This window comes from Ochrobactrum sp. EDr1-4 (assembly GCF_049199085.1).
GTDB lineage: Bacteria > Pseudomonadota > Alphaproteobacteria > Rhizobiales > Rhizobiaceae > Brucella.
In genome coordinates this window covers 884,226-907,777 of sequence record NZ_JBLZOF010000001.1, presented here as the reverse complement: position 1 = coordinate 907,777, position 23,552 = coordinate 884,226, and the positions used below count along the sequence as shown (strand labels likewise).

Genomic DNA, 23,552 nt, shown 5'->3' with positions numbered 1-23,552 from the left:
CGGGGCTTTTGCTTTTTTCATACTATCAATCAGGCAGCTTTCGCACCGCGCCCTTGGCGGCACTGGTTGCCATGGAGGCGTAGGCTTTAAGCGCGGTTGAAACCTTGCGCTTACGCTGTTCCAGTGGCTTCCAGCCTGTTTCATTCTGCTCTGCGCGGCGTTGTGCCAGCGTTGCATCGTCAACAGCGAGATGGATCGTGCGGTTTGGAATATCGATGTCGATAATATCGCCTTCGCGCACCAGACCAATTGTGCCGCCTTCGGCTGCTTCCGGCGAAACGTGACCAATCGAAAGACCCGATGAGCCGCCCGAAAAACGTCCGTCCGTGATTAGCGCGCAGGCCTTACCCAAGCCCTTCGATTTCAAATAGCTGGTCGGATAGAGCATTTCCTGCATGCCCGGACCGCCACGCGGACCTTCATAGCGGATCAGCACGATGTCGCCAGCTTTGATCTTGCCGTTGAGAATAGCAAGAACCGACGAGTCCTGGCTTTCAAAGATACGGGCCGGGCCGGAGAATTTAAGGATGGAATCATCCACGCCTGCCGTTTTCACGATGCAACCATCTTCGGCCAAATTGCCGTAAAGCACGGCCAGACCGCCATCTTGACTGAAAGCGTGTTCTTTCGAGCGGATAACGCCCTTTTCGCGGTCAGAATCGACGCTGTCAAAGCGGCGTTCCTGAGAAAAAGCAACCTGTGTCGGTACACCACCGGGAGCAGCTGAGAAGAACTTATGTACCATTTCGCTCTTGGTACGGGTCACGTCCCAAGTATCGAGCGCCTTGCCCATGGTTTCGCTGTGCACGGTCGGCAGATCGGTGTTGATGAGGCCCGCTTTATCGAGCTGGCCGAGAATGCCCATGATGCCACCTGCGCGATGCACATCTTCCATGTGAACCGTGTTGTTGGCAGGTGCCACTTTACAAAGCACAGGAACACCGCGCGACAGACGATCAATATCCGCCATGGTGAAGTCGATTTCAGCTTCCTGTGCGGCGGCAAGGAGGTGTAGAACCGTGTTGGTCGAGCCGCCCATTGAAATGTCGAGCGTCATCGCATTTTCAAACGCTTCAAAGCTCGCAATCGAGCGTGGCAAAACGCTTGCGTCGTCCTGCTCATAATAACGGCGGGCAAGATCAACAATCAGATGGCCAGCTTCGACAAAAAGGCGCTTACGGTCAGCGTGGGTCGCGAGCGTCGAGCCGTTGCCCGGCAACGACAGACCAAGCGCTTCGGTCAGGCAGTTCATCGAGTTGGCTGTGAACATGCCAGAGCACGAGCCACAGGTCGGGCAGGCGGAGCGTTCAATCGCCTTGACCTGATCGTCGGTGTAGCTGTCATCAGCTGCTGCAACCATAGCATCGACGAGATCGAGCTTCTTCACCTGATCGTCCCAGATAACCTTGCCGGCTTCCATCGGGCCGCCGGAGACAAACACGACTGGAATATTAAGACGCAGCGATGCCATCAACATGCCGGGGGTGATCTTGTCGCAATTGGAAATGCAGACCATCGCATCGGCGCAATGGGCATTGACCATATATTCGACGGAGTCGGCGATTAATTCGCGCGAAGGCAGCGAATAAAGCATGCCGTCATGGCCCATGGCGATGCCGTCATCGACTGCAATGGTGTTAAATTCCTTGGCAACGCCGCCTGCTTTTTCGATTTCACGCGCGACGAGCTGGCCGAGGTCTTTGAGATGTACATGGCCGGGAACGAACTGCGTGAACGAGTTCACCACAGCAATAATCGGCTTGCCAAAATCCTCATCTTTCATGCCGGTGGCGCGCCATAGGCCGCGCGCGCCAGCCATGTTGCGGCCGTGAGTGGTAGTACGCGAACGATAAGGAGGCATTTTCAAACCTTTTAGGAACTGTTCTAACTTTAGAGCGCCGTGCGTCCTTTTGGACGCACTAAGGACGCTCTAACTCTTTGAATCGGCGCATCGTGCTTTTCTGAAATCGAAATCGATTTCAGGCCGATGCGCTGATGCCGGTATGCCAGAATCATTTCCGCAGAGCAAAGCGCAAATTGCCCCAGAGACTGCACTGGCGCACTATTTTTAAGGCACTTTGCATTCCACGGAAGGTTCAGGCGTGCAATAGCAATTGCAGGCACCGACACGGATAATCTAACACATTATTGATATAATGCAAAAGATTTTGCCAATTAAACGTAATGAAATTTCTTAAGGCTCGTTTGGCGCAGAGGTCATGGCGCTGTCGAGCAGAGCGTTGGCTGTTTTCATGCGCTGTTCTGCAGCCAGACGAAACTCTTGTGGCAAGCGGTCGGGGTGGTTCTCGGCTGCAAAACTACGTCGAAGACGCTGAAGCTCACTTCGTTTCATGCCAGCGTGTAAACCGAGCTCAACGCGAATAGATGAAGGTGACTGGCTTTCCATACGCTTTGCAAGTTCGCGCATTTCGCGATTGAACGTATCTGCTTCGCTTTCAAATTCTTCTAGGTCGAACTGAGGCAATATTCTTCTGGCTTGTTCTGTGTCAGCTGAAGCCGAATTCAAGCCTGCGGTGAAGACTGCCGAAGCGAGGTGAACATGCGAAGGACGTGCATATTCAGCGCGCTCGCTTTCGGTTTCAGCTTCCTTCAAGATGGTAGCAAAGTCCGGAAAACCATGCCGCATCAGCGCTGCTCTGCCATTTCAGAGGAAAACGCGTGAGCAAGCGTCCGCGTAAGTACATAGGGCGGCACTGGCTTGCGAAATACCGGAACCTCTGGATAGCGCGCCGCAACATGTGCAGGCATTCCTCCGCCTGTATGCACTACGACGAAAATATTGCGGCTCCTCAATCGCTTGAGAATGGGTTCAAGGTCGCCATCCGCTAAATTGACGTCGAGAATTGCTGCATCAACATCTTGTTTCTCGATAAGTTCAATGGCTTTCTTAACTGTTGCGACAGGCCCTATAACAGTCCCATGGGCATCTTCCACAGTAGCCGCTACGTCGAGAGCAACGAAAACTTCGTCCTCCACAACAAGTATTCGTCTATGTTCAAGATTATCCATCGTCTTTCCATTATCGCTATTGTTATACTCTTTGGTAAACCCTTTTTGGGTGTGCCGCCGAGTCAATGCGCGAGGACGCGAAGAGGTTCCATGGCCAACAGGATAATAGAATAATGGTAAATCAAATCTTTATTTCGGTTGCGTCTCAAGAACGGCTGCAATCATTGTATATCGGATAGTCAATTGCTCTTTTAGAATGCCGTGAATGTCAACGTGGTCAGAGACCGGACAATATTCGGAATATTCAGCACGTTCTCGTTGATAAACTTGCCAATGTCGTCGCCTTCTTTCACATAGATTTTTGCAAGCAGATCATATTCACCGCTCGTTGAATAAAGCTCTGAAACGATCTCGCGCTGATAAAGTGTGTCGGCAACCTCATAGGTCTTGCCGGGCGCACATTGCAGTTGCAGAAAAACGGGCTTCATATTTGTTCCTTTCGCCATAATTAGCTTTAAAGCTTTATGACTGAATTGCCGATTGTCTTGGCTGTTTCAAGCACGGTCAGAGGCGCTAAATCAAGAGCGTTTGATCACTGCGCGTGTTTCTGCCTTCGGTTTAATTTACTGAATTGTATTTTCAATTAAGGAAGGCGATAACACAGCTTAAAATTAGAAATAAGATAATCAATCTATGCTTTATGTACTGCCTGCCGTTTTTATCCTGTTTTCATTGGCCTTTGTTATCGTCGGGGTCATAGATAAACTGCGTCGCCATCTTTTGTGGTGTGCTGTTTGTTTTATCTGCATTGGCTTTGCCATGCTTAGCCAACTTGTCGATATACCGGCGGATGATGAAAATAATACGCTGCTAACCACTGGCATTTATGTGTTGGGTGCTTTGGCGGGTGGACAGGGCATACTTAGAAGATCAGGTCTTAGCCTGTCTGTTGGGTTCTCTATTGTCAGCATCGTGTTGATCATGGGTGGCGTTCTTTGGTTTCTTTACCCCCAACCCAATGCGATTGGCCGTATTTACGTTGTAAATTTTGGCCTCGCATTCATGATTTTGGCGTTTGTCTGGTATTTGCGCGGGTTGGTTTATGGCTCTGTCGCTGACAAACTCATTCTCGGTATGTTGTTACTCGTATCGATACAATTCTTCCCACGAACATTGTTAACCGCACAAACTATTGTCGGCGACGATACCGGCATCGATTTTTCTTTTACACCGTTTTGGCAATGGACGGTGTTTTCGACTGCGGTGGCAGGCGTTATTGCTGGGCTTGTGTTATTTGCCGCTGCCGGTGCCGATCGGTTAAGTGAGTTGGAACACGAGCGCGATAGAGATCCTCTGACAGGGCTGTTGAACCGACGCGGGCTGGAAACGCGCATTGTTGAAACAGAGCGCAGCAATCTCTCCGGGTGGATTGTCGCTTGTGACATTGATCACTTCAAAACCATCAATGACCTCCATGGCCATGCGGCGGGCGATGCTGTTTTGAGGGAGTTTTCTGATATTCTTCAGTCGTATTCCGGTGATCGCAATTTGACAGCCCGTATCGGAGGGGAGGAGTTTATTCTTTATCTCGACGATATGCCCTCCGACGAGGCGCTGGTTCTGGTCGAGACAATTCGGGAAACTGTGAATGATCGACAGTTTGCACGTTTGTCGGAAGGTCAGCAGGTTACTTGTAGCTTTGGCGCGGCTAAGCTCGAAAGCCACGGGGATTTCTGGAAAACTGTCGAAGCAGCTGATAAGATTTTGTATGCTGCTAAAAAAGCCGGGCGGAACCGGACGTTCTTTGGTAGCTGATTTTGATAGCCAGACCAGCTTGTTGGGTGCAGCCAATTCTTGTGGGGATCACAATCAATAACATTGCCGTGAAGGTCGACAAGCTGGCATAAAGAGTGTGTTATTAAAGCACTAATTTAAAATCTTTCTCAGCGAGTTTTCCAAAATCCAATGAAGTTTTTATATCGTCTGTTTTCCTTATCGTTTGTTGTCCGCGCTTTAGCGGTCACATTTGGGACTGTTCTCGTTGCTTTCAATTCACCAGCCTCGGCCATGACTGCGCTTGAAAAGGCGCAACTTGAGAAGCTTGATCCTGCAACGCGCCTTGAGCAGCGCTGTGATGTCGAGGCAATGGAACAGATTAGCCGCGATGTCCGCAAGTTCTCCGTCGACAAGGTTTTGGCCTATGCGTTTTCCGACCCGCGCGCTGGAAAAAACAGTATAAAGGCTGATGGCGCTGCGTTTCGCAGCGGTGAGCATTGGTATAAGCTCGCATTTGTCTGCAAGACTGCTGATGACCACATCAGCGTCACCTCATTTGATTATGAAATCGGCGATGAAGTTCCGCAGGATCAGTGGGACAAGCATTACCTCGTCCCCTGATTAGATTTTACTCTTCATTACCGTCCGCGCGGCAGGCTGCAAGTATCGTAATTTCCTTCGCTGAATCATCAGCTTCAAGATGGGTTAAAACAGCCTTGCCGTCTTTCTCATTCCAGCGATAGCTATCCTGCTCATCCATAGCGACGTATTTTTTTAATGCGTCGTGCCATTGCAGCGCGACCATTTTTCCTTCGGCATCAAGCACTGCAAAAGCTGGCTCTTCTCCCGCATGGATATAGGTGACAGGAACGACAACACCCCGTTCGCATATATAATCTGTGCGAATGACTGAATCACGGCTGATCGATTGGGCTAATGCTGGCCCAGTCACCAGAAAAGCCGCAGTGAGTGCGATGACCATAGTCTGAGTTTTGCTTCGCATGGCGGCCTCTCTATTGGCATGTTTTGGAACTCATCACATTGTAATGTGGCAGCTATTCACTTCAAAGCATCAAATGCTCTTATGATTAAGGGGCAATTTTTTGGTCATAAAAAATCTTAAGAATTTTCAATATTCTAATGGAACCGAAATCATGATAATCCGTTGTGTGTGTGCTGGTCGTTAGATCGGCCGGGACCCGGACTAAATTTGCCCCCGCAATCCCAATCCGGGTCCCACCTTTTCAAGGTTCAGCCAGTTAAAGAACTGGTTTCTTCTCATCCTCACATTGATAATTCTTACCTCTCTCTCAGTTTTAAAAGAGGGTGTTAGAAAATTTATTCCTTAAAATTAGCTCTGATCGCTTATAATTTTCGTACAGCGTTTAAATAACAGAAACCTTGTGGCATCCTGTGATCACTGTCCTCTGATACTCTTTGAGGAATGAAACGCGGAGAGGTGGACCTGAACATGTCGAAGAAAATATCGAAATTTTCGTTCGCGCTTGCAACTTTTGTTGCGGCCGCAGCACTTGCCGGTGGGATTCAGGCAAGTCACGCTGATCAGACATTGCTCAACGTGTCCTATGATCCGACACGAGAGCTTTACAAGGATTATAACGCAGCGTTTGCCAAGCACTGGAAAGATGAAACCGGCGAGACGGTCACTATTCGCGCATCGCATGGCGGATCAGGCAAGCAGGCGCGTTCGGTTATTGATGGTGTAAAGGCTGACGTCGTAACGCTGGCACTGGAAAGCGACATTGATGCTATCGTCGAGCATTCCGGCAAGATCGATAAGGATTGGCGCAAGCGCCTTCCAGACAATTCATCGCCTTACACCTCGACGATTGTTTTCCTTGTGCGCAAGGGCAATCCAAAAGGCCTCAAAGATTGGGGTGATCTGGTCAAGGATGGCGTTGAAGTCATCACGCCAAATCCGAAGACATCCGGCGGTGCCCGCTGGAACTATCTGGCTGCATGGGCATGGGCGCACAAAGAATATGGTGGCGATGATGCCAAGATAAAGGAATATATCGGCGAACTGTTCCGTCATGTGCCGGTGCTTGATACGGGTGCGCGTGGTTCCACCACAACCTTTGTGCAGCGTCAGTTGGGTGACGTGTTGCTGGCGTGGGAAAACGAAGCCTATCTTTCCATCGCTGAGTTTGGCGACGATGCTTTTGACATTGTTGTGCCACCTCAGTCGATCCTCGCTGAGCCGCCAGTAGCCCTCGTCGACAAGAATGCCGATGACAATGGAACCCGGAAAGTGGCGGAAGCTTACCTTGAATATCTTTATTCGCCAGAAGGTCAGGGTCTGGCATCCAAGCATTTCTATCGCCCATCGAAGCCCGATGTGGTGCCAGCTGACCAGAAGCGCGATTTCCCGCAGTTGCAGCTTGTGACGATTGATGATCCAATCTTCGGCGGATGGGCCAAGGCTCAGCCTTATCACTTCGGTGATGGTGGAACATTTGATCAGATCTACAAGCCAGCAAAATAAGCTGCTCTTGCTTACGAGTCAGTACGACCAATAAAAGGGAACATAACAATGTCTTCTCACCCTGCACCGGTCAGAGCAGGGTGGCATTTCAGAAAACCGAGCGTCATTCCAGGCTTTGGACTGACACTCGGTTTTAGTGTCGCCTATTTGACTCTGCTTATTCTTATTCCGCTGGCGGCACTTGTGCTGCGTTCCACTGATGTTGGCTTTGCGGGATTCTGGAAGATCGTCACAGATGCGCGCACAGTGGCGGCGCTTGAAACGAGCTTCGGTACGGCTTTCATCGCAGCACTGGTGAATGTGGTCTTCGGTGTTATTCTTGCGTGGGTTCTGGTGCGCTATCGTTTTCCGGGACGCCGGTTTATCGATGCAATTGTCGATATTCCCTTTGCACTTCCGACAGCTGTCGCCGGTATCGCGCTGGCGTCTATCTATGCGCCCAATGGCTGGATTGGCAGCCTGCTGACCCCTTTTGATATCAGAATTGCTTTTTCGCGTGCTGGCATCATCGTGGCGCTGATCTTTATCGGTCTGCCATTTGTGGTGCGCACGGTGCAACCGATCATGGAAGAGATCAGCCGCGAAGTTGAAGAAGCTGCTGCAACTCTTGGTGCATCGCGTTTTCAGACCATTTGGCGTGTGCTTTTACCAAGCCTTCAGCCCGCCATTCTCACAGGTTTTGCGCTGGCTTTTGCGCGCGGCGTTGGGGAATATGGCTCAGTCATCTTCATTGCTGGCAATACGCCTTATGTCTCAGAAATTGCGCCGCTTCTGATCGTGATCCGGTTGGAAGAATATGATTATGCCGGTGCAACTGCGCTTGCCACTGTCATGCTGGCGCTGTCATTTGCCATGTTGCTGTTCATCAATCTGATCCAGTCGTGGACGAGAAAGAAGTACGGCTATGGCGTCTAGTTCTTCCACGCGCAGCGCTGTGACTGAAAGCCTGCCGACGCGGATCATCCTGATCGGCATAGCACTGGTATTTCTCGCGCTGTTTCTGATCCTCCCGGTTGTTGCCGTTTTTGTGGAAGCTTTTCGCAAAGGCACTGGCGAATATCTGGCAGCATTGGTTGAACCGGATGCCGTTGCAGCCATCAAGCTCACGCTTCTGGTGGCGGTGATTTCGGTTCCGGTCAATCTGGTTTTTGGTGTCGCTGCTGCATGGGCAATTGCCAAGTTCGAGTTCAAGGGCAAGGCGCTTCTAACCACGCTGATTGATCTGCCGTTTTCGATCTCTCCGGTTATTTCCGGTCTGGTGTTCGTGCTGCTTTTTGCAAGCCATGGCCTGATCGGCCCTTGGCTTGAAAGCCATAACATTCAAATTCTGTTCGCAGTGCCCGGCATTGTGCTGGCGACTTTGTTTGTGACATTTCCCTTTGTGGCGCGTGAACTGATTCCGTTGATGCAGGAGCAGGGAAGCGGTGACGAAGAAGCGGCCATTTCGCTGGGTGCAAATGGCTGGCAAACATTTCGCTATGTTACGCTGCCCAATATCAAATGGGGCCTTCTCTACGGTGTGCTGCTTTGTAATGCGCGTGCGATGGGCGAATTTGGTGCGGTTTCCGTGGTGTCCGGGCATATTCGCGGCCTGACCAACACCATGCCGTTGCATGTCGAAATCCTCTATAATGAGTATAATTTCGTTGCGGCTTTTGCTGTGGCATCGCTGCTGGCGCTGTTGGCTCTCGTGACACTGGCGGTCAAAGCGTTTCTGGAATTGCGCTATGGCGATGAACTGGCTGGCAGTAACGGGCATTAACACTTAGATTAGATATAAGAGAATAAGCCGCCCGGTTTTGTGGACCAGTGGCGGTAGGGGAAAGGATCTGGAATGGAAGTTCGTGTCGCCGGTGTGCGTAAAGAGTTTGCTCGCTTTCCGGCATTGCATAATGTGTCGCTTGATATTCGCTCATCCGAGTTGATTGCTTTGCTTGGACCGTCAGGATCCGGCAAGACAACCTTGCTGCGCCTGATTGCTGGCCTGGAAAAGCCAACAGATGGTGCCATTTATTTTGGTGATGAAGATGCTTCGCACAAAAGCGTGCAGGAGCGTAATGTCGGTTTCGTGTTTCAGCATTATGCGCTGTTTCGCCATATGACAGTCGCTGATAATATCGGCTTTGGCCTCAAGGTTCGTCCAAGTCGCACACGCCCTGAAAGTGCAGAAATCCGCCGCCGTGCGCTCGAATTGCTCGATCTGGTACAGTTGAAGGGACTTGAAAGCCGCTATCCATCCCAGCTCTCCGGTGGTCAGCGTCAGCGCGTCGCTCTTGCCCGCGCCATGGCGATTGAGCCAAAAGTTTTGCTGCTGGATGAGCCTTTTGGCGCGCTTGATGCGCAGGTGCGAAAGGAATTGCGCCGCTGGTTGCGCGAAATTCACGACAAAACCGGCCATACCACCGTTTTCGTAACGCATGATCAGGACGAAGCACTGGAGCTCGCTGACCGCGTGGTGGTGATGAGCCAGGGGCGTATCGAGCAGATCGGTACGCCGGATGAAGTTTATGACAATCCCAATTCACCGTTTGTCTATGGCTTCATTGGGGAATCGAGCACGCTGCCTGTGCGCATAGAGAATGGCGAAGTCTGGCTTGCAGATCGCAATATCGGCCTCACTGTCGAGAACACGGCTGACGGTGAAGCAAAGTTGTTCTTCCGCCCGCATGAGGTTGAACTGCTTGATGGTTGCGGTGGCTGTATCGCGGGCACGGTTGTTGCGAGCCGCAGATCAGGCGGCAAGCGCCGTGTCGAACTTGAAATCGGTGGTTCGCGGGAGCGCGTCGAAATAGAAATCCCTGCCGAACATCCTGCGTCGGAAAAAAGCCGCATCGCTTTTCGTCCGCGTTATTGGAAGGTTTTTGGTCGCGAAGATGCCGAAAATGCATCGACTGCGCTCGATAAAGCTTCATAAATCTGCTGCACAGCGGATTTACTCTCTCAAAACATCATCCGCATCCTAACCGGGGTGCGGATTTTTTGTGTCGCATGAAGGTTTGCTTGCTCGGTAAGTATTACAATGAAGCTAGACTCTGGGTGGTATTATTTTTATTTTCAGTATGTTAGGGTTGTGGAAACCGCACATTTCATAACGCAACATTACTACCGGGAAAGATTTGTGCGTTGCGATTTAAACGATTTGAATATCAGCACAACCCGTCGTCGCATTTTAGACAAATGATATCGACATTCAGGGAACCGATTACGAATACTGTCGTTTTTCTGAATTGAAATTCTAACTCGTATTCACCCGCCGCATTCAACTCATTCCCTTCGGAAAGGCTGTTAAGGCACATGCCGGAATCGACTTCTTCGCCGTCAAAATCGTCCATCGTCGATCGCAAGACTTCGGATCAGATTCCGCCCGAACAACCTTCTCCAATACGCGCTCTCTACAAAAGTGACGATGAGCTGCGTGAACTCGCAGCATCTGTTGCGCGTGGAGATGAGCTGGCACTGCCCGGCTATCAGTCTTTTGTTTTTGATGAGCGCCTGTCTGAAAACGGCAAGCTCATCCTTCATGCTTATCGCTCATCGGACGCTGCATCGCGTGCAGGCGAGACCATCACGCCAGCCGCACAATGGCTGCTCGACAATCATTATCAGGTTGATAAGACAGTCCAGCAGACCCGCAGGGATTTGCCGCGCAAGTTCATTCGCCAACTGCCAACTTATGCAGCGCAGAAAGACATGCCACGCATTTTCGCGCTGGCTTGGCTTTATGTTGCGCATACGGACAGCAATTTTTCGCTGAAGTCACTGACAGCACTTGTGCAGGGTTTCCAGACTGTCGAGCCGCTCAAGATTGGTGAATTGTGGGCGCTGCCTTCGGCCGTGCGCTTTTTCCTGATAGAGAATGTGCGTCGTCTAGCGCTTCGCGTTGATCGCGCACGCGACATGCGCAATCTCGCCAATACGGCGGCTGACCGCATCGTCATTGCTGCCAATGAGCATGAGCTGGAGGCGGTTCTCGCACAATACTCAAAGGCTGCGCGCGACAGTACCTTTGCCACGCATTTGCTTTATCGTCTGCGCAGTGCCTCCACTGATACATCTGCTGCATCAAGCTGGCTTGAACGTATTCTCGACCAGGAAGGCAGCAACGCCGAAGACGCTATTGTCGAGGAGCATGCACGCCAGTCTACCGGCGGCGTGACCATGGGCAATGCGATCAGCAGTCTCAAGCGCATTGACGATATTGACTGGGAAACATGGTTTGAAACCGTCAATGAAGTCGATGCGATTCTGCGCGATCACAGCGATTTTGAACTGCTCGATTTTCGCTCGCGCAATGCGTATCGTGTGACAATTGAAAAGCTCGCTCGCTTTTCAAACATGAGCGAAATTGACATCACATGGGCGGCGCTCAAACTTGCTGACGACAGCAAGGTTGATGACAACCAGCCCGAAGGCAAAGGCTCGATTGCCTATTACCTTTCCGGTGATGGTCGAACAGAGCTTGAGCAGCTTTGCGGTTATAAAGCGCCATTCGGAACCCAAGTCCTGCGCTTTTATCGTAGTCTTGGCCTGTTTGGTCTATTTATTCCGACTGCGATCTTCACGGTCATTATTCTGGCAATCGTGCATTACTGTATGATGAAGGCTGGCCTCTCGGCTGATTGGCGCGCGCTCTTCACCATACTGGCACTCTTCCCGGCGATGGATGCATCTTACTCGCTATTCAACGCGCTCGTGCCGCGCTTTGTGCAGCCAACACGTTTGATCGGGTTTGAATATAAGGAAGGTCTGCCTGCTGAGGCGCGCACGCTGGTTGCTGTGCCGACGCTGATCACCTCGCGTGACTCCATCGATGAGCAGATCCGCAATCTTGAAGTCCATTATCTGACCAATCCGCGCGGCGAGATTTATTTCTCGCTGGTGAGCGATTGGACGGATGCCAAGCAGGAAATCACGCCTGCGGATATGGAAATCTACGAATACGCGCGCGAAGAAATAGCCAAGCTCAATGAGCATTATACCGGCGATGAACAGCCGCGTTTCTTCCTTATGCACCGTCGCCGGCTTTACAATGAGAAGCAGGGCTGCTGGATGGGCTGGGAGCGCAAGCGCGGTAAGCTGCATGAGCTGAACCTGCTGTTGCGTGGCGATCAGGATACGAGCTATTTTGCTCCGGATGCCCGTCTGCCAAAAGACATAAAATATGTGATGACGCTCGATGCGGATACGCGTCTGACGCCTGAATCTGTCACCAATCTGGTCGGTAAGCTCAGCCATCCGCTCAATCGTCCGGTATTTGATGACAAAACAGGCCGCGTTGTGCGCGGTTACGGCATTTTGCAGCCCCGCGTTACACCATCGCTGACAACAGGCGACGAAGCATCGTTTCTGCAACGCGTGTTCTCGGTCAATCGCGGCATTGATCCTTATGTGTTTGCTGTTTCCGACACCTATCAGGATTTGTTGGGCGAAGGTTCCTTCACGGGTAAGGGCCTTTACGACATTGATGCTTTTGAAACGGCGCTTAAAAATCGTGTGCCGGAAAATACGCTGCTCAGCCACGATCTTCTCGAAGGTGGCTATGCACGTGCGGCGCTCGTTAGTGACGTCGAAGTCGTTGAAGATTATCCGACTGGCTATAATGTTGACGTATCGCGTCATCATCGCTGGGCGCGTGGTGACTGGCAGCTTCTGCCATGGCTGTTCTCAACAAGTCGTGGTGTGAGCGCAATCACCCGCTGGAAGATGGTCGATAATCTGCGTCGCTCATTAAACCCAATCATGTGGTTGATTGCATCGGTTGTTGGCTGGACCATTCTGCCGATTGGCGTTGCCTCCGTCTGGCAGGCATTCCTGATCGTCAGCATGTTCGTGGCGCCGACTTTTGGTATTCTGACCAATCTCATTCCGTCGAATATGGATTATTCACTGAAAGGCCATGCACAGTCGGTTCTGACTGATATTGCGCTCGGCACAGCGGATGTCGCCCTTCGCACAACCTTTATCGCGCATTCGGCGTTCCTGATGGCCGATGCAATTGTGCGCACGATTTATCGTCTGTTTGTATCGCATCGCGATCTGCTCGAATGGAAGACGGCTGCACAGGCGAAATCATCGCCGGATACGCTGCTCTATTATTTCCAGCTGATGTGGCCTGCCATTATCATTGCTGGCCTTGCGGTGTTTATCCCGCTTGGTGCTGATAGCCATGCTGCCCTGATTGCGGCACCGTTTGCTGTGATCTGGTTTGCGTCGCCACTGATCGCCTGGCTCGTCAGTCGTTCAGCCAAGCCGCAGGATACGCTGGAAGTTCTCTCCTCCGATAAGGCTGATTTGCGCCGTTATGCGCGTCGCACATGGCGCTATTTCGCCGAGTTTTCCAATGAGGAAAACAACCATCTGCCGCCGGATAACTTTCAGGAAGACCCGGCCCCGATTGTCGCTCAGCGCACGTCGCCAACCAATATCGGTGTCTATGTACTATCCGTAGTCGCGGCCCGCGATTTTGGCTGGATCGGCTTTGATGAAACGCTTAACCGCCTTTCGTCGACCATCACAACGCTCGAAAAGATGGAGAAATATCAGGGCCATCTCTACAATTGGTACGAAACCAACACGCTGACGCCGATGCGTCCGCTCTATGTTTCTGCGGTTGATAGTGGCAATTTGGCTGGCCATCTTGTGACGCTTTCTTCGGCACTCGAAGAATGGGCGGAAGCGCCAAGTGTATATCTTCAGGCCGATCTCGATGGCATTCTTGATGTCAACGACATCCTTGAGGAAAGCATTGCGCAGATCCCGGATGATCGCCGCATTCTGCGTCCGCTTCGTCGTCGTCTGGAAGAGCGGATTGCCAATTTCCGCCGCGCCGTTCGCACCATCAAGGAAGAGCCAGAATCGGCAACCTTCCGCACGATCAATCTGTCGCTTTTCGCGACCGACATTGTGCGCCTGATGGAAGAACTGGATAGCGAAATCGAAACAGCGGCAAGTGCTGAAGCCAAGGAATGGGCCAATATTCTGGTCGATACCTGTAAGGCACACACCGATGATTCCGTTGGTGAGCACAACACCGACGAGCTGCGTGAACGTCTGCAAGATCTGGCAGGGCGCGCGCGTCAGTTGGCCTTTGATATGCAGTTTGGCTTCCTGGAGCGCAAAGAGCGTCGCCTTCTCTCCATCGGTTTCCGCGTGCAGGAAAACGAACTGGACGAAAGCTGTTACGATCTTCTGGCGTCCGAAGCACGTCTGGCCAGCTTGTTCGCAATAGCCAAGGGCGATGTGCCAGTTGAACATTGGTTCAAGCTTGGTCGCCTTCTGGTGCCGGTTGGCTGGAAGGGCGCTCTGCTCTCCTGGTCCGGCTCGATGTTCGAATATCTGATGCCGCCGCTGGTCATGTCCGAGCCGCTCGGTTCGCTGCTTGATCAGACCAATAAACTTGTGGTGCAGCGCCAGATTGATTATGCGACCTCGCGCGGCCTGCCATGGGGTATTTCGGAAGCGGCATTCAATGCGCGCGATGCGCATATGAATTACCAGTATTCTAACTTTGGCGTGCCGAACCTCGGTCTCCAGCGTGGTCTCTCGCGTAATGCGGTTATTGCGCCTTATGCAAGCTTGCTTGCAGCGCAGTATCAGCCAGCGGCAGCAGTTGCCAACTTGAAGCGTCTCGCAAAGCTTGGTGCGCTTGGTCGCTATGGCTTCCACGATTCAGTTGATTTCACTCCATCGCGTGTTCGCGAAGGCGAACAATATGCCGTGGTGAAAAACTACTATGCCCACCATCATGGCATGGCGATTATCGCGGTCAACAACGTGATTTTCGAAGGTCGTATGCGTGAGCGTTTCCACTCCGATCCGGTGATCGAAGCAGCAGAACTTCTGTTGCAGGAAAAGGCACCACGCGAAATCCCGATGATCTATGCGAAGACGGAAAATCCGATGCGCGTGGATTCGGGCGGCTTCGACGATGCACCAATGCGCATCATCGATGTGCCGTTCAAGGCACCACGCACCACGCATATGATGTCGAATGGTCAATATGCGCTGATGGTTACGGCCAATGGTTCTGGCTACAGCCGCTGGCACAATTGGGACATCACGCGTTTCCATGCCGATGCGTCGGAAGATCTTCAGGGCAGCTTCCTGTTCCTGCGTGATATGGAAAGTGGTTATTGGTGGTCGGCAACCGGTGAGCCGGTGCGCAATCCAGACGAAGAAACCAAGACTGTCTTCACTGAAGACAAGGCGGAATTCTACAAAACCGCCGGTGACATCAAGACGGTCATGGAAGTGATTGTCTCGTCGGAATCGGATGGTGAAGGCCGCAGGCTCGACATCATCAACACCTCTGCGCGTGACCGCGTGATTGAAGTGACGTCCTATTCCGAACTGGTGTTGACGGACAGCGATAGCGATGCAGCGCATCCGGCCTTCGCCAAGATGTTCGTTGAAACGGAAATCGCAGATAATGGCTCGACCATTTATGCGAAGCGTCGCAAACGTGCGCCGTCCGATCCGGATATTCACGTCGCACACTTTGTGACCGACCTGTCTGGTTCAGTCCGTGAAACGGAAGTCGAAACAGACCGTCGTGCCTTCATCGGGCGTGGCCGTTCACTACGCGATGCAGCGGCCTTTGATGACGGTGCAAAGTTTACCGGAAGTCAGGGTTGTGTGCTCGATCCGATTGCATCGGTGCGCACGCGTGTCCGCGTTCCCGCACACAAGAAGGTGAGCCTCGTCTTCTGGACATTCGCCGGCGGTAGCCGCGATGCGGTGGAGCACGCTGTTGCAACCCATCGTCATCCGGAAACTTTCGTTCGCGAATATTCATTGTCTTGGACAAGCTCGCAGGTACAGCTCTACCATATCGGCATCAAGCCAGCGGAAGCAGCCGACTATCAAAAGGTTGCGGCCTATCTGCTCTATCCAGAGCGGACTATGCGCCAGCCGCCGGAAACCATTGCAGCGGGCCTTGGCAAGCAGTCGAACCTTTGGCCAATGTCGATCTCGGGCGACTATCCGATCTTTGCGCTTCGCATTGATAACGAAGTCGATCTTGACGTGCTGCGCGGCGTTTTGCGCGCCCAGGAATACTGGCGCAGCAAGGGCCTGACTGTGGATGTGGTTGCAGTCAATGAACGCGCCTTCTCCTATGCGCAGGATACACAGCGGGCGATTGACTGGATCATTGAGGGCTTCCGCGCCCGCGGTGGTGGTCAGCCGCATATCTTTGCGGTTCGTCGCGATCAGATGAGCGAAGAGAGCTACAACACGCTGCTTGCTTCCGCTCGTATCGTGATGCATGCGCAGAACGGCTCGTTGGCCGAACAGCTTCGCCGCAGTGAAGAACTCACTGTCGATATGGCTGCACGCGGTGACGGCAAGACGCCAGCTTCACAGCAGGGTCTGGGTGCTGCTGGTCTTGCACCGACGACAATCGAACGCGGCACTGAAGAGCGCCGCATGGTCGCCAAGCCTAAGCCTGTTCTGCGCCCGGCACCAACCGGCGATGATCTCCAGTTCTGGAATGGCTATGGTGGCTTTGCTGACGACGGCAGCTATGTCGTGCGTGTCAACAACCGCACAACCACGCCGCATCCTTGGATCAACGTGATCGCTAATCCGAATTTCGGCTTCCATGTCTCGGCAGAAGGTTCGGCCTTCACATGGGCTGGCAACAGTCGCGATTATCAGCTCACCCCTTGGGCGAACGATCCGGTCACCAACCGTCCGGGTGAGGCGATTTATATTCTCGACCGAGAAACGGGACGCAGCTTTGCCCCAACGGCAAGTGTGCTTCGTGATGAGGCCGTGACCTATGAAGCGCGTCACAGCCATGGCTATAGCACGTTTGCTGCCCAGCATGGCGAACTGGCACTGGAGTTGACCCATATTGTCGATGCGGAAAAGCCAGTTAAGCTTTCACGCCTCACGATCACCAATAAGGGTCGTTCCAAGCGCAAGCTGCGCGTCTATGGCTATGCTGAATGGGTGCTGGGCAATGCCCGCTCTAAGAATGTGCCGTTCATCGTGCCATCGCAGGATGAAGAACTCGGCGCGCTCTTTGGAGGCAATCCATATCATCCGGACAAGTCTGGTCAGGTGGCGTTCTTTGCGGCAACGGAAAAGCCGCAATCGGTAACGGCTGACCGGGGCGAGTTCATCGGCTCGACCGGCTCGGTTGATCGTCCTGAAATCGTGCTGGCTGGCAAAGCGCTGTCCAACACGGTTGAAGCGGGACGCGATCCGTGTGCCGCCCTCGCAATTGACGTTGAGGTCGGCCCCGGCGAAAGCCGCGAAGTGGTGTTTCTGCTTGGCAATGCTGCCGATCAGCAGCAAGCAAAGGCGCTGGTCACAGAAAGCCGCAAGGCTTCCTTTGACGAGAAGCTCAATGCATCTCGCAAGCATTGGGAAGGTCTCTTCAACCGCGTGCAGGTCAAAACACCTGATCCGGCATTTGATTTGCTGATCAATGGCTGGTTGCCTTATCAGGCGATTGCCTGCCGTATCTGGGCGCGTGCTGCTTTCTATCAGGCCAGCGGTGCTTTTGGTTTCCGCGACCAGTTGCAGGATACACTCTCTCTGTTGTTGATTGATCCGTCACTGGCCCGTGCGCAGATTCTTAACGCCGCTTCGCGTCAGTTCCCTGAAGGTGATGTCCAGCATTGGTGGTTGCCCGCGACGGGTGCGGGTGTTCGCACGCTGATCTCCGACGATGTGGTCTGGCTCGGCTATGGCACCTCGCTTTATGTGCAAACCACCGGCGATCATGCAATCCTCGATGAAAAGCTGGCGTTCCTGAAGGGACGCATGCTGGAAGAAGGTGAACATGACGCATTCTTTGAGCCGGAGATTTCCGATCAAACCGTAAGCCTTTATGAGCATTGTGCGCTGGCGCTTGATCTCGCAATCAAACGCACTGGCAAGCATGGGCTACCGCTGATGCTCGGCGGCGACTGGAACGACGGCATGAACCTTGTCGGCGTGAAAGGCGAGGGCGAAAGCGTTTGGCTGGGCTGGTTCCTCGCCTACACCTTGCGTCAGTTCATTCCGATTGCGCAATCCCGCAAGGATGCCCGGGCAAACGCTTGGGCCGCACATCTTGAAAGCCTGACCGCAGCGCTTGATCGCGATGGCTGGGATGGCGAATGGTATCGTCGTGGCTTCTACGACAATGGTTCGCCGCTTGGTTCAAAAGACAGCGACGAATGCCAGATTGATGCCATTGCACAGTCTTGGAGTGTGTTGTCTGGCGTTGCCGATCCGAAGCGTTCGGAACAGGCCATGGCTTCGCTCGAAAAGCATCTGCTTGACGATGAAGGTGAATTGTTGCGGCTATTCACGCCGCCATTCGACAAAACGGTGCAGGAACCGGGTTACATCAAGGGCTACCCGCCGGGTGTTCGTGAGAACGGCGGTCAGTACACCCATGGTGCAACATGGGCCATTCTGGCGCTCGCCCGCATGGGCAAGGCAGCGGAAGCATGGAAACTGTTCTCGCTGATCAGCCCGGTCAATCATGGCCGCAACCCGGATACCTACCGCGTTGAGCCTTACGTGATTGCAGCTGACATCTATTCGGTCGAGCCACGTCGCGGACAAGGCGGCTGGACATGGTATACAGGTTCTGCCGGCTGGTTCTATCGCGTAGCGACTGAGGGCATTCTGGGTGTGACCAAGCGCGGTGATCGTCTGCATCTCGATCCGGCCTTGCCGCCTGAGTGGGATGGCTATGAGGCAGAACTTCGCTTCGGTGAAGCGCTCTATCGTGTGAAGGTTGTTACGGGCGCCAAGACGAAGGCCATCAAGCTTGATGGTCGTAAAGTCACCAAGCCGGAAGACGGTGTAATCATCAAGCCGGATGGCGAACATGAAATCATAGTAGAGCTTCCCAAATCTGAATGAAGCATTTAAAAAGGCGGGTGAAAACCCGCCTTTCTTTTTGCTGCCAAGCATTTGGCTAGGCAGCGGTATATGCTCATGGAATGGAGGCCGTTATGGCCAAAACCGATATCGCGCGGCGCGTCTTTAACCACGCATGGAAGCTCGATCCGATTGTTCGCAGCCTGCTGGATACCGATTTCTACAAACTTCTGATGTTGCAGATGATCTGGGGACTTTACCCCAAGGTAGACGCCACCTTTTCGCTGATCAATCGCACGACATCCGTGCGCCTTGCCGATGAAATTGATGAAGGTGAGCTACGCGCGCAGCTTGATCATGCGCGTACCCTGCGCTTTACCAAGAAAGAAATGATCTGGCTGGCGGGTAACAGCTTTTATGGCCGCAAGCAGATTTTCCAGCCGGAGTTCCTCCACTGGCTGCCTGACTTCCAGCTGCCGGAATATGAACTGAGCCGCAAAGACGGGCAATATGAGCTGCATTTCCATGGTCCGTGGTCGCACACAACGATGTGGGAAATTCCAGCACTCGCCATTATCAATGAGCTTCGTTCGCGCGCTGCGATGAAGAACTTGGGGCCGTTCTCGCTTGATGTGCTTTATGCTCGCGCCAAGGCCAAGATGTGGAGCAAGGTCGAGCGACTGCGCGAACTACCTGACTTGAAGATTTCAGATTTTGGCACACGTCGCCGCCATTCGTTCCTGTGGCAGCGCTGGTGTGTTGAGGCGCTGAAAGAAGGCATCGGCAATTCCTTTACCGGCACCAGCAATGTGCTTCTCGCGATGGATAATGATCTGGAAGCGCTCGGCACTAATGCGCATGAACTGCCGATGGTGCTGGCGGCGTTGGCCAATACGGATGAGGAACTGCAAACCGCACCTTACCGTGTGTTGCAGGACTGGAACCGCTATTATGGTGGCAATCTTCTGATCGTGTTGCCGGATGCTTTCGGCACCGCTGCCTTCCTGCGCAATGCGCCGGATTGGGTTGCGGACTGGACCGGCTTCCGCCCGGACAGCGCTCCGCCGATTGAAGGCGGCGAACGCATCATCGAATGGTGGAAATCACGTGGCAAAGACCCACGCGAAAAGCTGCTGATTTTCTCGGATGCGCTTGATGTCGATACGATTGAGGAAACCTATCGCCATTTTGAAGGCCGCGTCCGCATGAGCTTTGGTTGGGGCACCAACCTCACCAATGACTTCGCCGGTTGCGCACCAACAACCATTCATGGCCTCAAGGCTATTTCGCTGGTCTGCAAGGTGATTGATGCCAATGGACGTCCGGCGGTCAAGCTTTCGGATAATCCGCAGAAGGCGACGGGTGATCCTAAGGAAGTCGAGCGCTATCTGAAATTCTTCGGCAACGAAGAGCGCGTCGAGCAGCTCGTTAAAGTATAGAGCGCATCCCGAAAAGTGTGAAACGCCTACGCGGGGAAATCAGTCCACTGGACTGATTTCTGATCCCGCTACGATCGGAAAAGATGCGCGTTAAGACAAACAATTAAAACGCCGATCTGATTTAATCAGATCGGCGTTTTAATGAGCTGCGTCAATTATTCCATCAGTCGTGCAGTGCCCGACAATCGGATAGATTCGCCACGTATATGGCCGATCTCTGCGCGAAGGTGTGATGGTACACCCATATCCTCGCCCTGAAATACTTCAATGGCGCCACCATGTGGCCAACCGAGATCACGGAGATAGGCTGCAAATGCGGCTGTCGAAGCGCCCGTTGCCGGGTCTTCATAAACACCGCCAGAGGCGAATGGATTGCGGCTATGAAAACGCGTGGGCGTTTCTGCGTGAACCAAAAGGATTGTGGTCCAACCCTGACGGTTCATCAACACGCGACCACGTTGCAGGTCATAATGCATGGCCGCTAGCTTCTCGCGTGAGCGCAATGCCAGCACGATATGGTCAGCACCGGCGTGAATGAGTGCTGGCGGAATGCCCGGCGCCAGATCGTCCTGTTCGTAGTTGAACAAAGCCAGCGCTTGCTCAATTTCAATTTCCGATGCGGCGCGGTTGCGCGTTCCCGGCGATTGCAGGCTGGCGGCAAAAAGCTCGCCTTCTTTGCGGCCTTCTACGCTGATTTCTGCATTGTTGAGCTTCAATGCGAAGCGTCCATCGCCGTCGCGCATGGCGAGCGCTGCGCCCAGTGCTATGGTCGCATGGCCGCAGAAAGGAATTTCTGTTTCCGGCGCAAAATATCGCACGCGAAAGCCTCCGGCTTCCGGCATTGCAAAGGCCGTTTCGGAAAAGCCAACATCTTTGGCAATTTTCTGCATGTCTTCGGTTGAAGGCAGTTTTTCAGAAATCAGTACACCGGCAGGATTTCCGCCCTGATTACCTTGCGAGAAGGCAGCTATACGCAAGACGTTCAATGACATGTCCTTTGCCAACTTTCGATTCGTTCCCACCTTCTTCAATAGAAGGCGCTAAATGAGTCAGGTCAAGGGCAGGGGGCATTCGTTCACATGCAAGTTTGGAACGTGTTTTGATTTAGAGCGTGTCGCGCTTATTCGTATCCATAGCGCTCGCTCTAACTCCTTGTTTTTTACGCATGTCGTTATCGGAAAACCGGTTCCCACTTTTCCGCGACATGCTCTAGTCTTTCATTTCCGTCGCCCATGGCGGATTTGCACCCGCGCGCGAAACTGTCACTGCGGCAGCGCGCACGCCAAGCGCTACAGCTGCATGAATTTGGTCTTCATCGAGTTTGGAGATAGCTTCTTTGTCGAGAAGCCCCTGATTTTGCAGGCTCGCAAGAATACCGGCATTGACCGTATCGCCGGCGCCAACCGTATCCAACACGTCAACCTTCACGCCGGGCACCCGAACGGTGGCGTTTGCGCTGTAGGCATCAGCGCCATGTGCGCCTTTGGTTATGACAATCAGCTTCGGCCCGAGCTTAAGCCATCGGGCAGCAATCTCATCGTGATTGCCCTTTTCACCGAACCATTCAAGATCTTCGTCCGAAAGCTTCACAATATCCGCAAGCGCAATCATGCGTTTCATCCGGGCAAGATGGATTTCACGATCTTTGATGAAGCCTGTGCGGATATTCGGATCAAGGAACATGACGCGCTGTGACGCTTCGCGGGTCATCAGCGCTTCATAAACGCTGCCGCATGGCTCGGAAATCAGACTGATACAGCCAAACAGCATGGCTTTAATTGCATCATCAATCGGCGGAATATCGCTTTCGGAGAGCATCCGCAGGGCTGTGTTTTCGTCATAGAAAGCATAGCGCGCCTGACCATCAACGAGGCGGACAAAAGCCAGTGTCGTGGGACGATCCGAAGTGGCCGAAAATGAATAATCGACCTTGGATCGTGCGAGTGTATCGCGCAGCACTTCGCCGAAAAAGTCTGATGAAAGTCCGGAGAAGAAACCCGTTGGAACGTCAAGACGCCCAAGCGCAATCGCCGTGTTGAAAACCGACCCGCCAGCGAGCGGCAAAAATGCTGTTTCACCTGACGCAGTTTCGCGTGGCAGCATGTCGATCAGGGCTTCGCCGCAGCATAGGATCATGGTTTCAACTCAGCTGTTAAATCGATTGAAGATTACAAAACGAGCAAGGTAAACACAAAAGCGCAGCGTTGATCAATGCCGCGCTTTTGAAAATCGATCAGACGTGCTGACCGCCATTGATGTGGATTTCTGAACCCGTCACATAAGATGAGGCTTCGGAGCAGAGATAATAGATCGTCTCTGCAACTTCTGAGGTCTTGCCAAGACGACGCATTGGTAGTTGCTCGACAAGCTTTTCTGTGCCGGGAGAAAGGATTGCGGTGTCGATTTCGCCCGGCGCAATCGCATTCACACGAATTCCATGCGGGCCAAAATCGGAAGCCATTTCGCGGGTCAATGCTGCAAGCGCTGCCTTGGAAGTTGCATAGGCCGTACCTGCAAAAGGGTGTACGCGGGATCCGGCAATGGAGGTCACATTGACCACTGAGCCTTGCGCGGATTCCAGTTCTTTGAACAAACCACGTGCAAGCATGATCGGTGCCATGAAGTTCACCTGAAACACATCGCGCCAAACGGCCATCGGCGTTTCGATGGAATTCAAGCGGCGACCACCTTCTGCCTTTGGTGAAATACCGGCGTTGTTGACGAGGGCATGCAGCTTGCTGCCATTGGCTTCCAGTCGGCGGCGGATTTCAGCGATTGCCTTGCCGACGTCTTCCTGATCGGCAAGGTCAACCTTGATGTGGTCTTCCGGCCCTGCTGGCCATGGGCAATTCTCAGCGAAATCCTGACGCGAGCAGGTGATGACACGCCAGCCAGCGCGCGAAAAACGCTTGACCGTCGCATGACCGATACCTCGGCTTGCGCCTGTCAAAACGATCGTTTTGCGTTCCGTGTCTGGCTTGGGAGCTTCAGACCGGGCCGCATCTGTTTGGGAAACTGTGGACATGAAAACCTCA

Annotated in this window: 16 protein-coding genes; 8 read left to right on the top strand and 8 right to left on the bottom strand. The window is 52.9% G+C overall.

Going from position 1 to position 23,552, the window contains the following annotated elements; translation table 11 throughout:
• Positions 1-25: 25 nt before the first annotated feature.
• The 4 genes from ilvD to ACOZHT_RS04470 all read right to left on the bottom strand — a co-directional run bounded on the left by ilvD (position 26) and on the right by ACOZHT_RS04470 (position 3,458).
• A complete protein-coding gene (gene ilvD / locus ACOZHT_RS04485; RefSeq protein WP_339509283.1) occupies positions 26-1,861 on the bottom strand; it encodes a dihydroxy-acid dehydratase in 1,836 nt (611 codons plus the stop codon).
• Positions 1,862-2,194: 333 nt separating this feature from the next.
• Entirely contained in the window at positions 2,195-2,647 is a 453-nt protein-coding gene (locus tag ACOZHT_RS04480; protein ID WP_339509284.1) for a hypothetical protein, read from the bottom strand.
• Complete coding sequence (locus tag ACOZHT_RS04475) at positions 2,647-3,030, bottom strand: response regulator (RefSeq protein WP_421565349.1); 384 nt, start codon at positions 3,028-3,030, stop codon at positions 2,647-2,649. The genes ACOZHT_RS04480 and ACOZHT_RS04475 overlap by 1 nt, the downstream gene beginning before the upstream one ends.
• 191 nt (positions 3,031-3,221) lie before the next feature.
• Positions 3,222-3,458: an Lrp/AsnC ligand binding domain-containing protein gene (locus ACOZHT_RS04470; protein WP_140904866.1), complete on the bottom strand. Its 237-nt coding sequence runs from the start codon at positions 3,456-3,458 to the stop codon at positions 3,222-3,224.
• 205 nt (positions 3,459-3,663) lie between these two features.
• Between ACOZHT_RS04470 and ACOZHT_RS04465 the strand changes: the two genes are divergently transcribed.
• A complete protein-coding gene (locus ACOZHT_RS04465; RefSeq protein ID WP_339509286.1) occupies positions 3,664-4,785 on the top strand; it encodes a GGDEF domain-containing protein in 1,122 nt (373 codons plus the stop codon).
• A 150-nt stretch (positions 4,786-4,935) separates the two neighbouring features.
• Complete coding sequence (locus ACOZHT_RS04460) at positions 4,936-5,367, top strand: DUF930 domain-containing protein (RefSeq protein WP_421565348.1); 432 nt, start codon at positions 4,936-4,938, stop codon at positions 5,365-5,367.
• A 7-nt stretch (positions 5,368-5,374) separates the two neighbouring features.
• Here ACOZHT_RS04460 and ACOZHT_RS04455 read toward each other — a convergent pair whose 3' ends face one another.
• Positions 5,375-5,749: a lysozyme inhibitor gene (locus ACOZHT_RS04455; protein ID WP_339509287.1), complete on the bottom strand. Its 375-nt coding sequence runs from the start codon at positions 5,747-5,749 to the stop codon at positions 5,375-5,377.
• Between the two features lie 468 nt (positions 5,750-6,217).
• Here ACOZHT_RS04455 and ACOZHT_RS04450 point away from each other — a divergent pair, with 468 nt between their 5' ends.
• The 6 genes from ACOZHT_RS04450 (at position 6,218) to pncB (ending at position 20,517) form a co-directional block, all read left to right on the top strand.
• Positions 6,218-7,252, top strand: coding sequence for a sulfate ABC transporter substrate-binding protein (locus tag ACOZHT_RS04450; RefSeq protein ID WP_339509288.1), 1,035 nt, complete (start codon positions 6,218-6,220; stop codon positions 7,250-7,252).
• 48 nt (positions 7,253-7,300) lie between these two features.
• Complete coding sequence (gene cysT, locus ACOZHT_RS04445; RefSeq protein WP_339509289.1) at positions 7,301-8,167, top strand: sulfate ABC transporter permease subunit CysT; 867 nt, start codon at positions 7,301-7,303, stop codon at positions 8,165-8,167.
• Positions 8,157-9,014 carry a sulfate ABC transporter permease subunit CysW gene (gene cysW, locus ACOZHT_RS04440; protein WP_339509290.1) on the top strand — a complete coding sequence of 286 codons (858 nt, stop codon included), beginning with the start codon at positions 8,157-8,159 and terminating at the stop codon, positions 9,012-9,014. The genes cysT and cysW overlap by 11 nt, the downstream gene beginning before the upstream one ends.
• Before the next feature lie 72 nt (positions 9,015-9,086).
• A complete protein-coding gene (locus ACOZHT_RS04435) occupies positions 9,087-10,166 on the top strand; it encodes a sulfate/molybdate ABC transporter ATP-binding protein (protein ID WP_339509291.1) in 1,080 nt (359 codons plus the stop codon).
• Positions 10,167-10,546: 380 nt separating this feature from the next.
• A complete protein-coding gene (locus ACOZHT_RS04430) occupies positions 10,547-19,120 on the top strand; it encodes a GH36-type glycosyl hydrolase domain-containing protein (RefSeq protein WP_421565347.1) in 8,574 nt (2,857 codons plus the stop codon).
• A 92-nt stretch (positions 19,121-19,212) separates the two neighbouring features.
• Positions 19,213-20,517, top strand: a complete 1,305-nt coding sequence (pncB, locus tag ACOZHT_RS04425; RefSeq protein ID WP_339509293.1) for a nicotinate phosphoribosyltransferase — start codon at positions 19,213-19,215, stop codon at positions 20,515-20,517.
• A 155-nt stretch (positions 20,518-20,672) separates the two neighbouring features.
• On the opposite strand, the gene ACOZHT_RS04420 is transcribed toward pncB, so the two are convergent.
• The 3 genes from ACOZHT_RS04420 to ACOZHT_RS04410 form a co-directional block, all read right to left on the bottom strand.
• Positions 20,673-21,503 carry a PhzF family phenazine biosynthesis protein gene (locus tag ACOZHT_RS04420; RefSeq protein WP_339509521.1) on the bottom strand — a complete coding sequence of 277 codons (831 nt, stop codon included), beginning with the start codon at positions 21,501-21,503 and terminating at the stop codon, positions 20,673-20,675.
• Positions 21,504-21,726: 223 nt separating this feature from the next.
• Complete coding sequence (locus ACOZHT_RS04415) at positions 21,727-22,653, bottom strand: carbohydrate kinase (RefSeq protein WP_339509294.1); 927 nt, start codon at positions 22,651-22,653, stop codon at positions 21,727-21,729.
• Positions 22,654-22,750: 97 nt separating this feature from the next.
• On the bottom strand, positions 22,751-23,542 hold the full coding sequence (locus ACOZHT_RS04410; RefSeq protein WP_339509295.1) for an SDR family oxidoreductase: 792 nt from the start codon (positions 23,540-23,542) through the stop codon (positions 22,751-22,753).
• Positions 23,543-23,552 lie beyond the last annotated feature (10 nt).

Bases quoted from the DNA above. Each gene is read 5' to 3' on its own strand.
- ilvD (WP_339509283.1), bottom strand. From the start codon at position 1,861: ATGCCTCCTTATCGTTCGCGTACTACCACTCACGGCCGCAACATGGCT.
- ACOZHT_RS04480 (WP_339509284.1), bottom strand. From the start codon at position 2,647: ATGCGGCATGGTTTTCCGGACTTTGCTACCATCTTGAAGGAAGCTGAA.
- ACOZHT_RS04475 (WP_421565349.1), bottom strand. From the start codon at position 3,030: ATGGATAATCTTGAACATAGACGAATACTTGTTGTGGAGGACGAAGTT.
- ACOZHT_RS04470 (WP_140904866.1), bottom strand. From the start codon at position 3,458: ATGAAGCCCGTTTTTCTGCAACTGCAATGTGCGCCCGGCAAGACCTAT.
- ACOZHT_RS04465 (WP_339509286.1), top strand. From the start codon at position 3,664: ATGCTTTATGTACTGCCTGCCGTTTTTATCCTGTTTTCATTGGCCTTT.
- ACOZHT_RS04460 (WP_421565348.1), top strand. From the start codon at position 4,936: ATGAAGTTTTTATATCGTCTGTTTTCCTTATCGTTTGTTGTCCGCGCT.
- ACOZHT_RS04455 (WP_339509287.1), bottom strand. From the start codon at position 5,749: ATGCGAAGCAAAACTCAGACTATGGTCATCGCACTCACTGCGGCTTTT.
- ACOZHT_RS04450 (WP_339509288.1), top strand. From the start codon at position 6,218: ATGTCGAAGAAAATATCGAAATTTTCGTTCGCGCTTGCAACTTTTGTT.
- cysT (WP_339509289.1), top strand. From the start codon at position 7,301: ATGTCTTCTCACCCTGCACCGGTCAGAGCAGGGTGGCATTTCAGAAAA.
- cysW (WP_339509290.1), top strand. From the start codon at position 8,157: ATGGCGTCTAGTTCTTCCACGCGCAGCGCTGTGACTGAAAGCCTGCCG.
- ACOZHT_RS04435 (WP_339509291.1), top strand. From the start codon at position 9,087: ATGGAAGTTCGTGTCGCCGGTGTGCGTAAAGAGTTTGCTCGCTTTCCG.
- ACOZHT_RS04430 (WP_421565347.1), top strand. From the start codon at position 10,547: ATGCCGGAATCGACTTCTTCGCCGTCAAAATCGTCCATCGTCGATCGC.
- pncB (WP_339509293.1), top strand. From the start codon at position 19,213: ATGGCCAAAACCGATATCGCGCGGCGCGTCTTTAACCACGCATGGAAG.
- ACOZHT_RS04415 (WP_339509294.1), bottom strand. From the start codon at position 22,653: ATGATCCTATGCTGCGGCGAAGCCCTGATCGACATGCTGCCACGCGAA.
- ACOZHT_RS04410 (WP_339509295.1), bottom strand. From the start codon at position 23,542: ATGTCCACAGTTTCCCAAACAGATGCGGCCCGGTCTGAAGCTCCCAAG.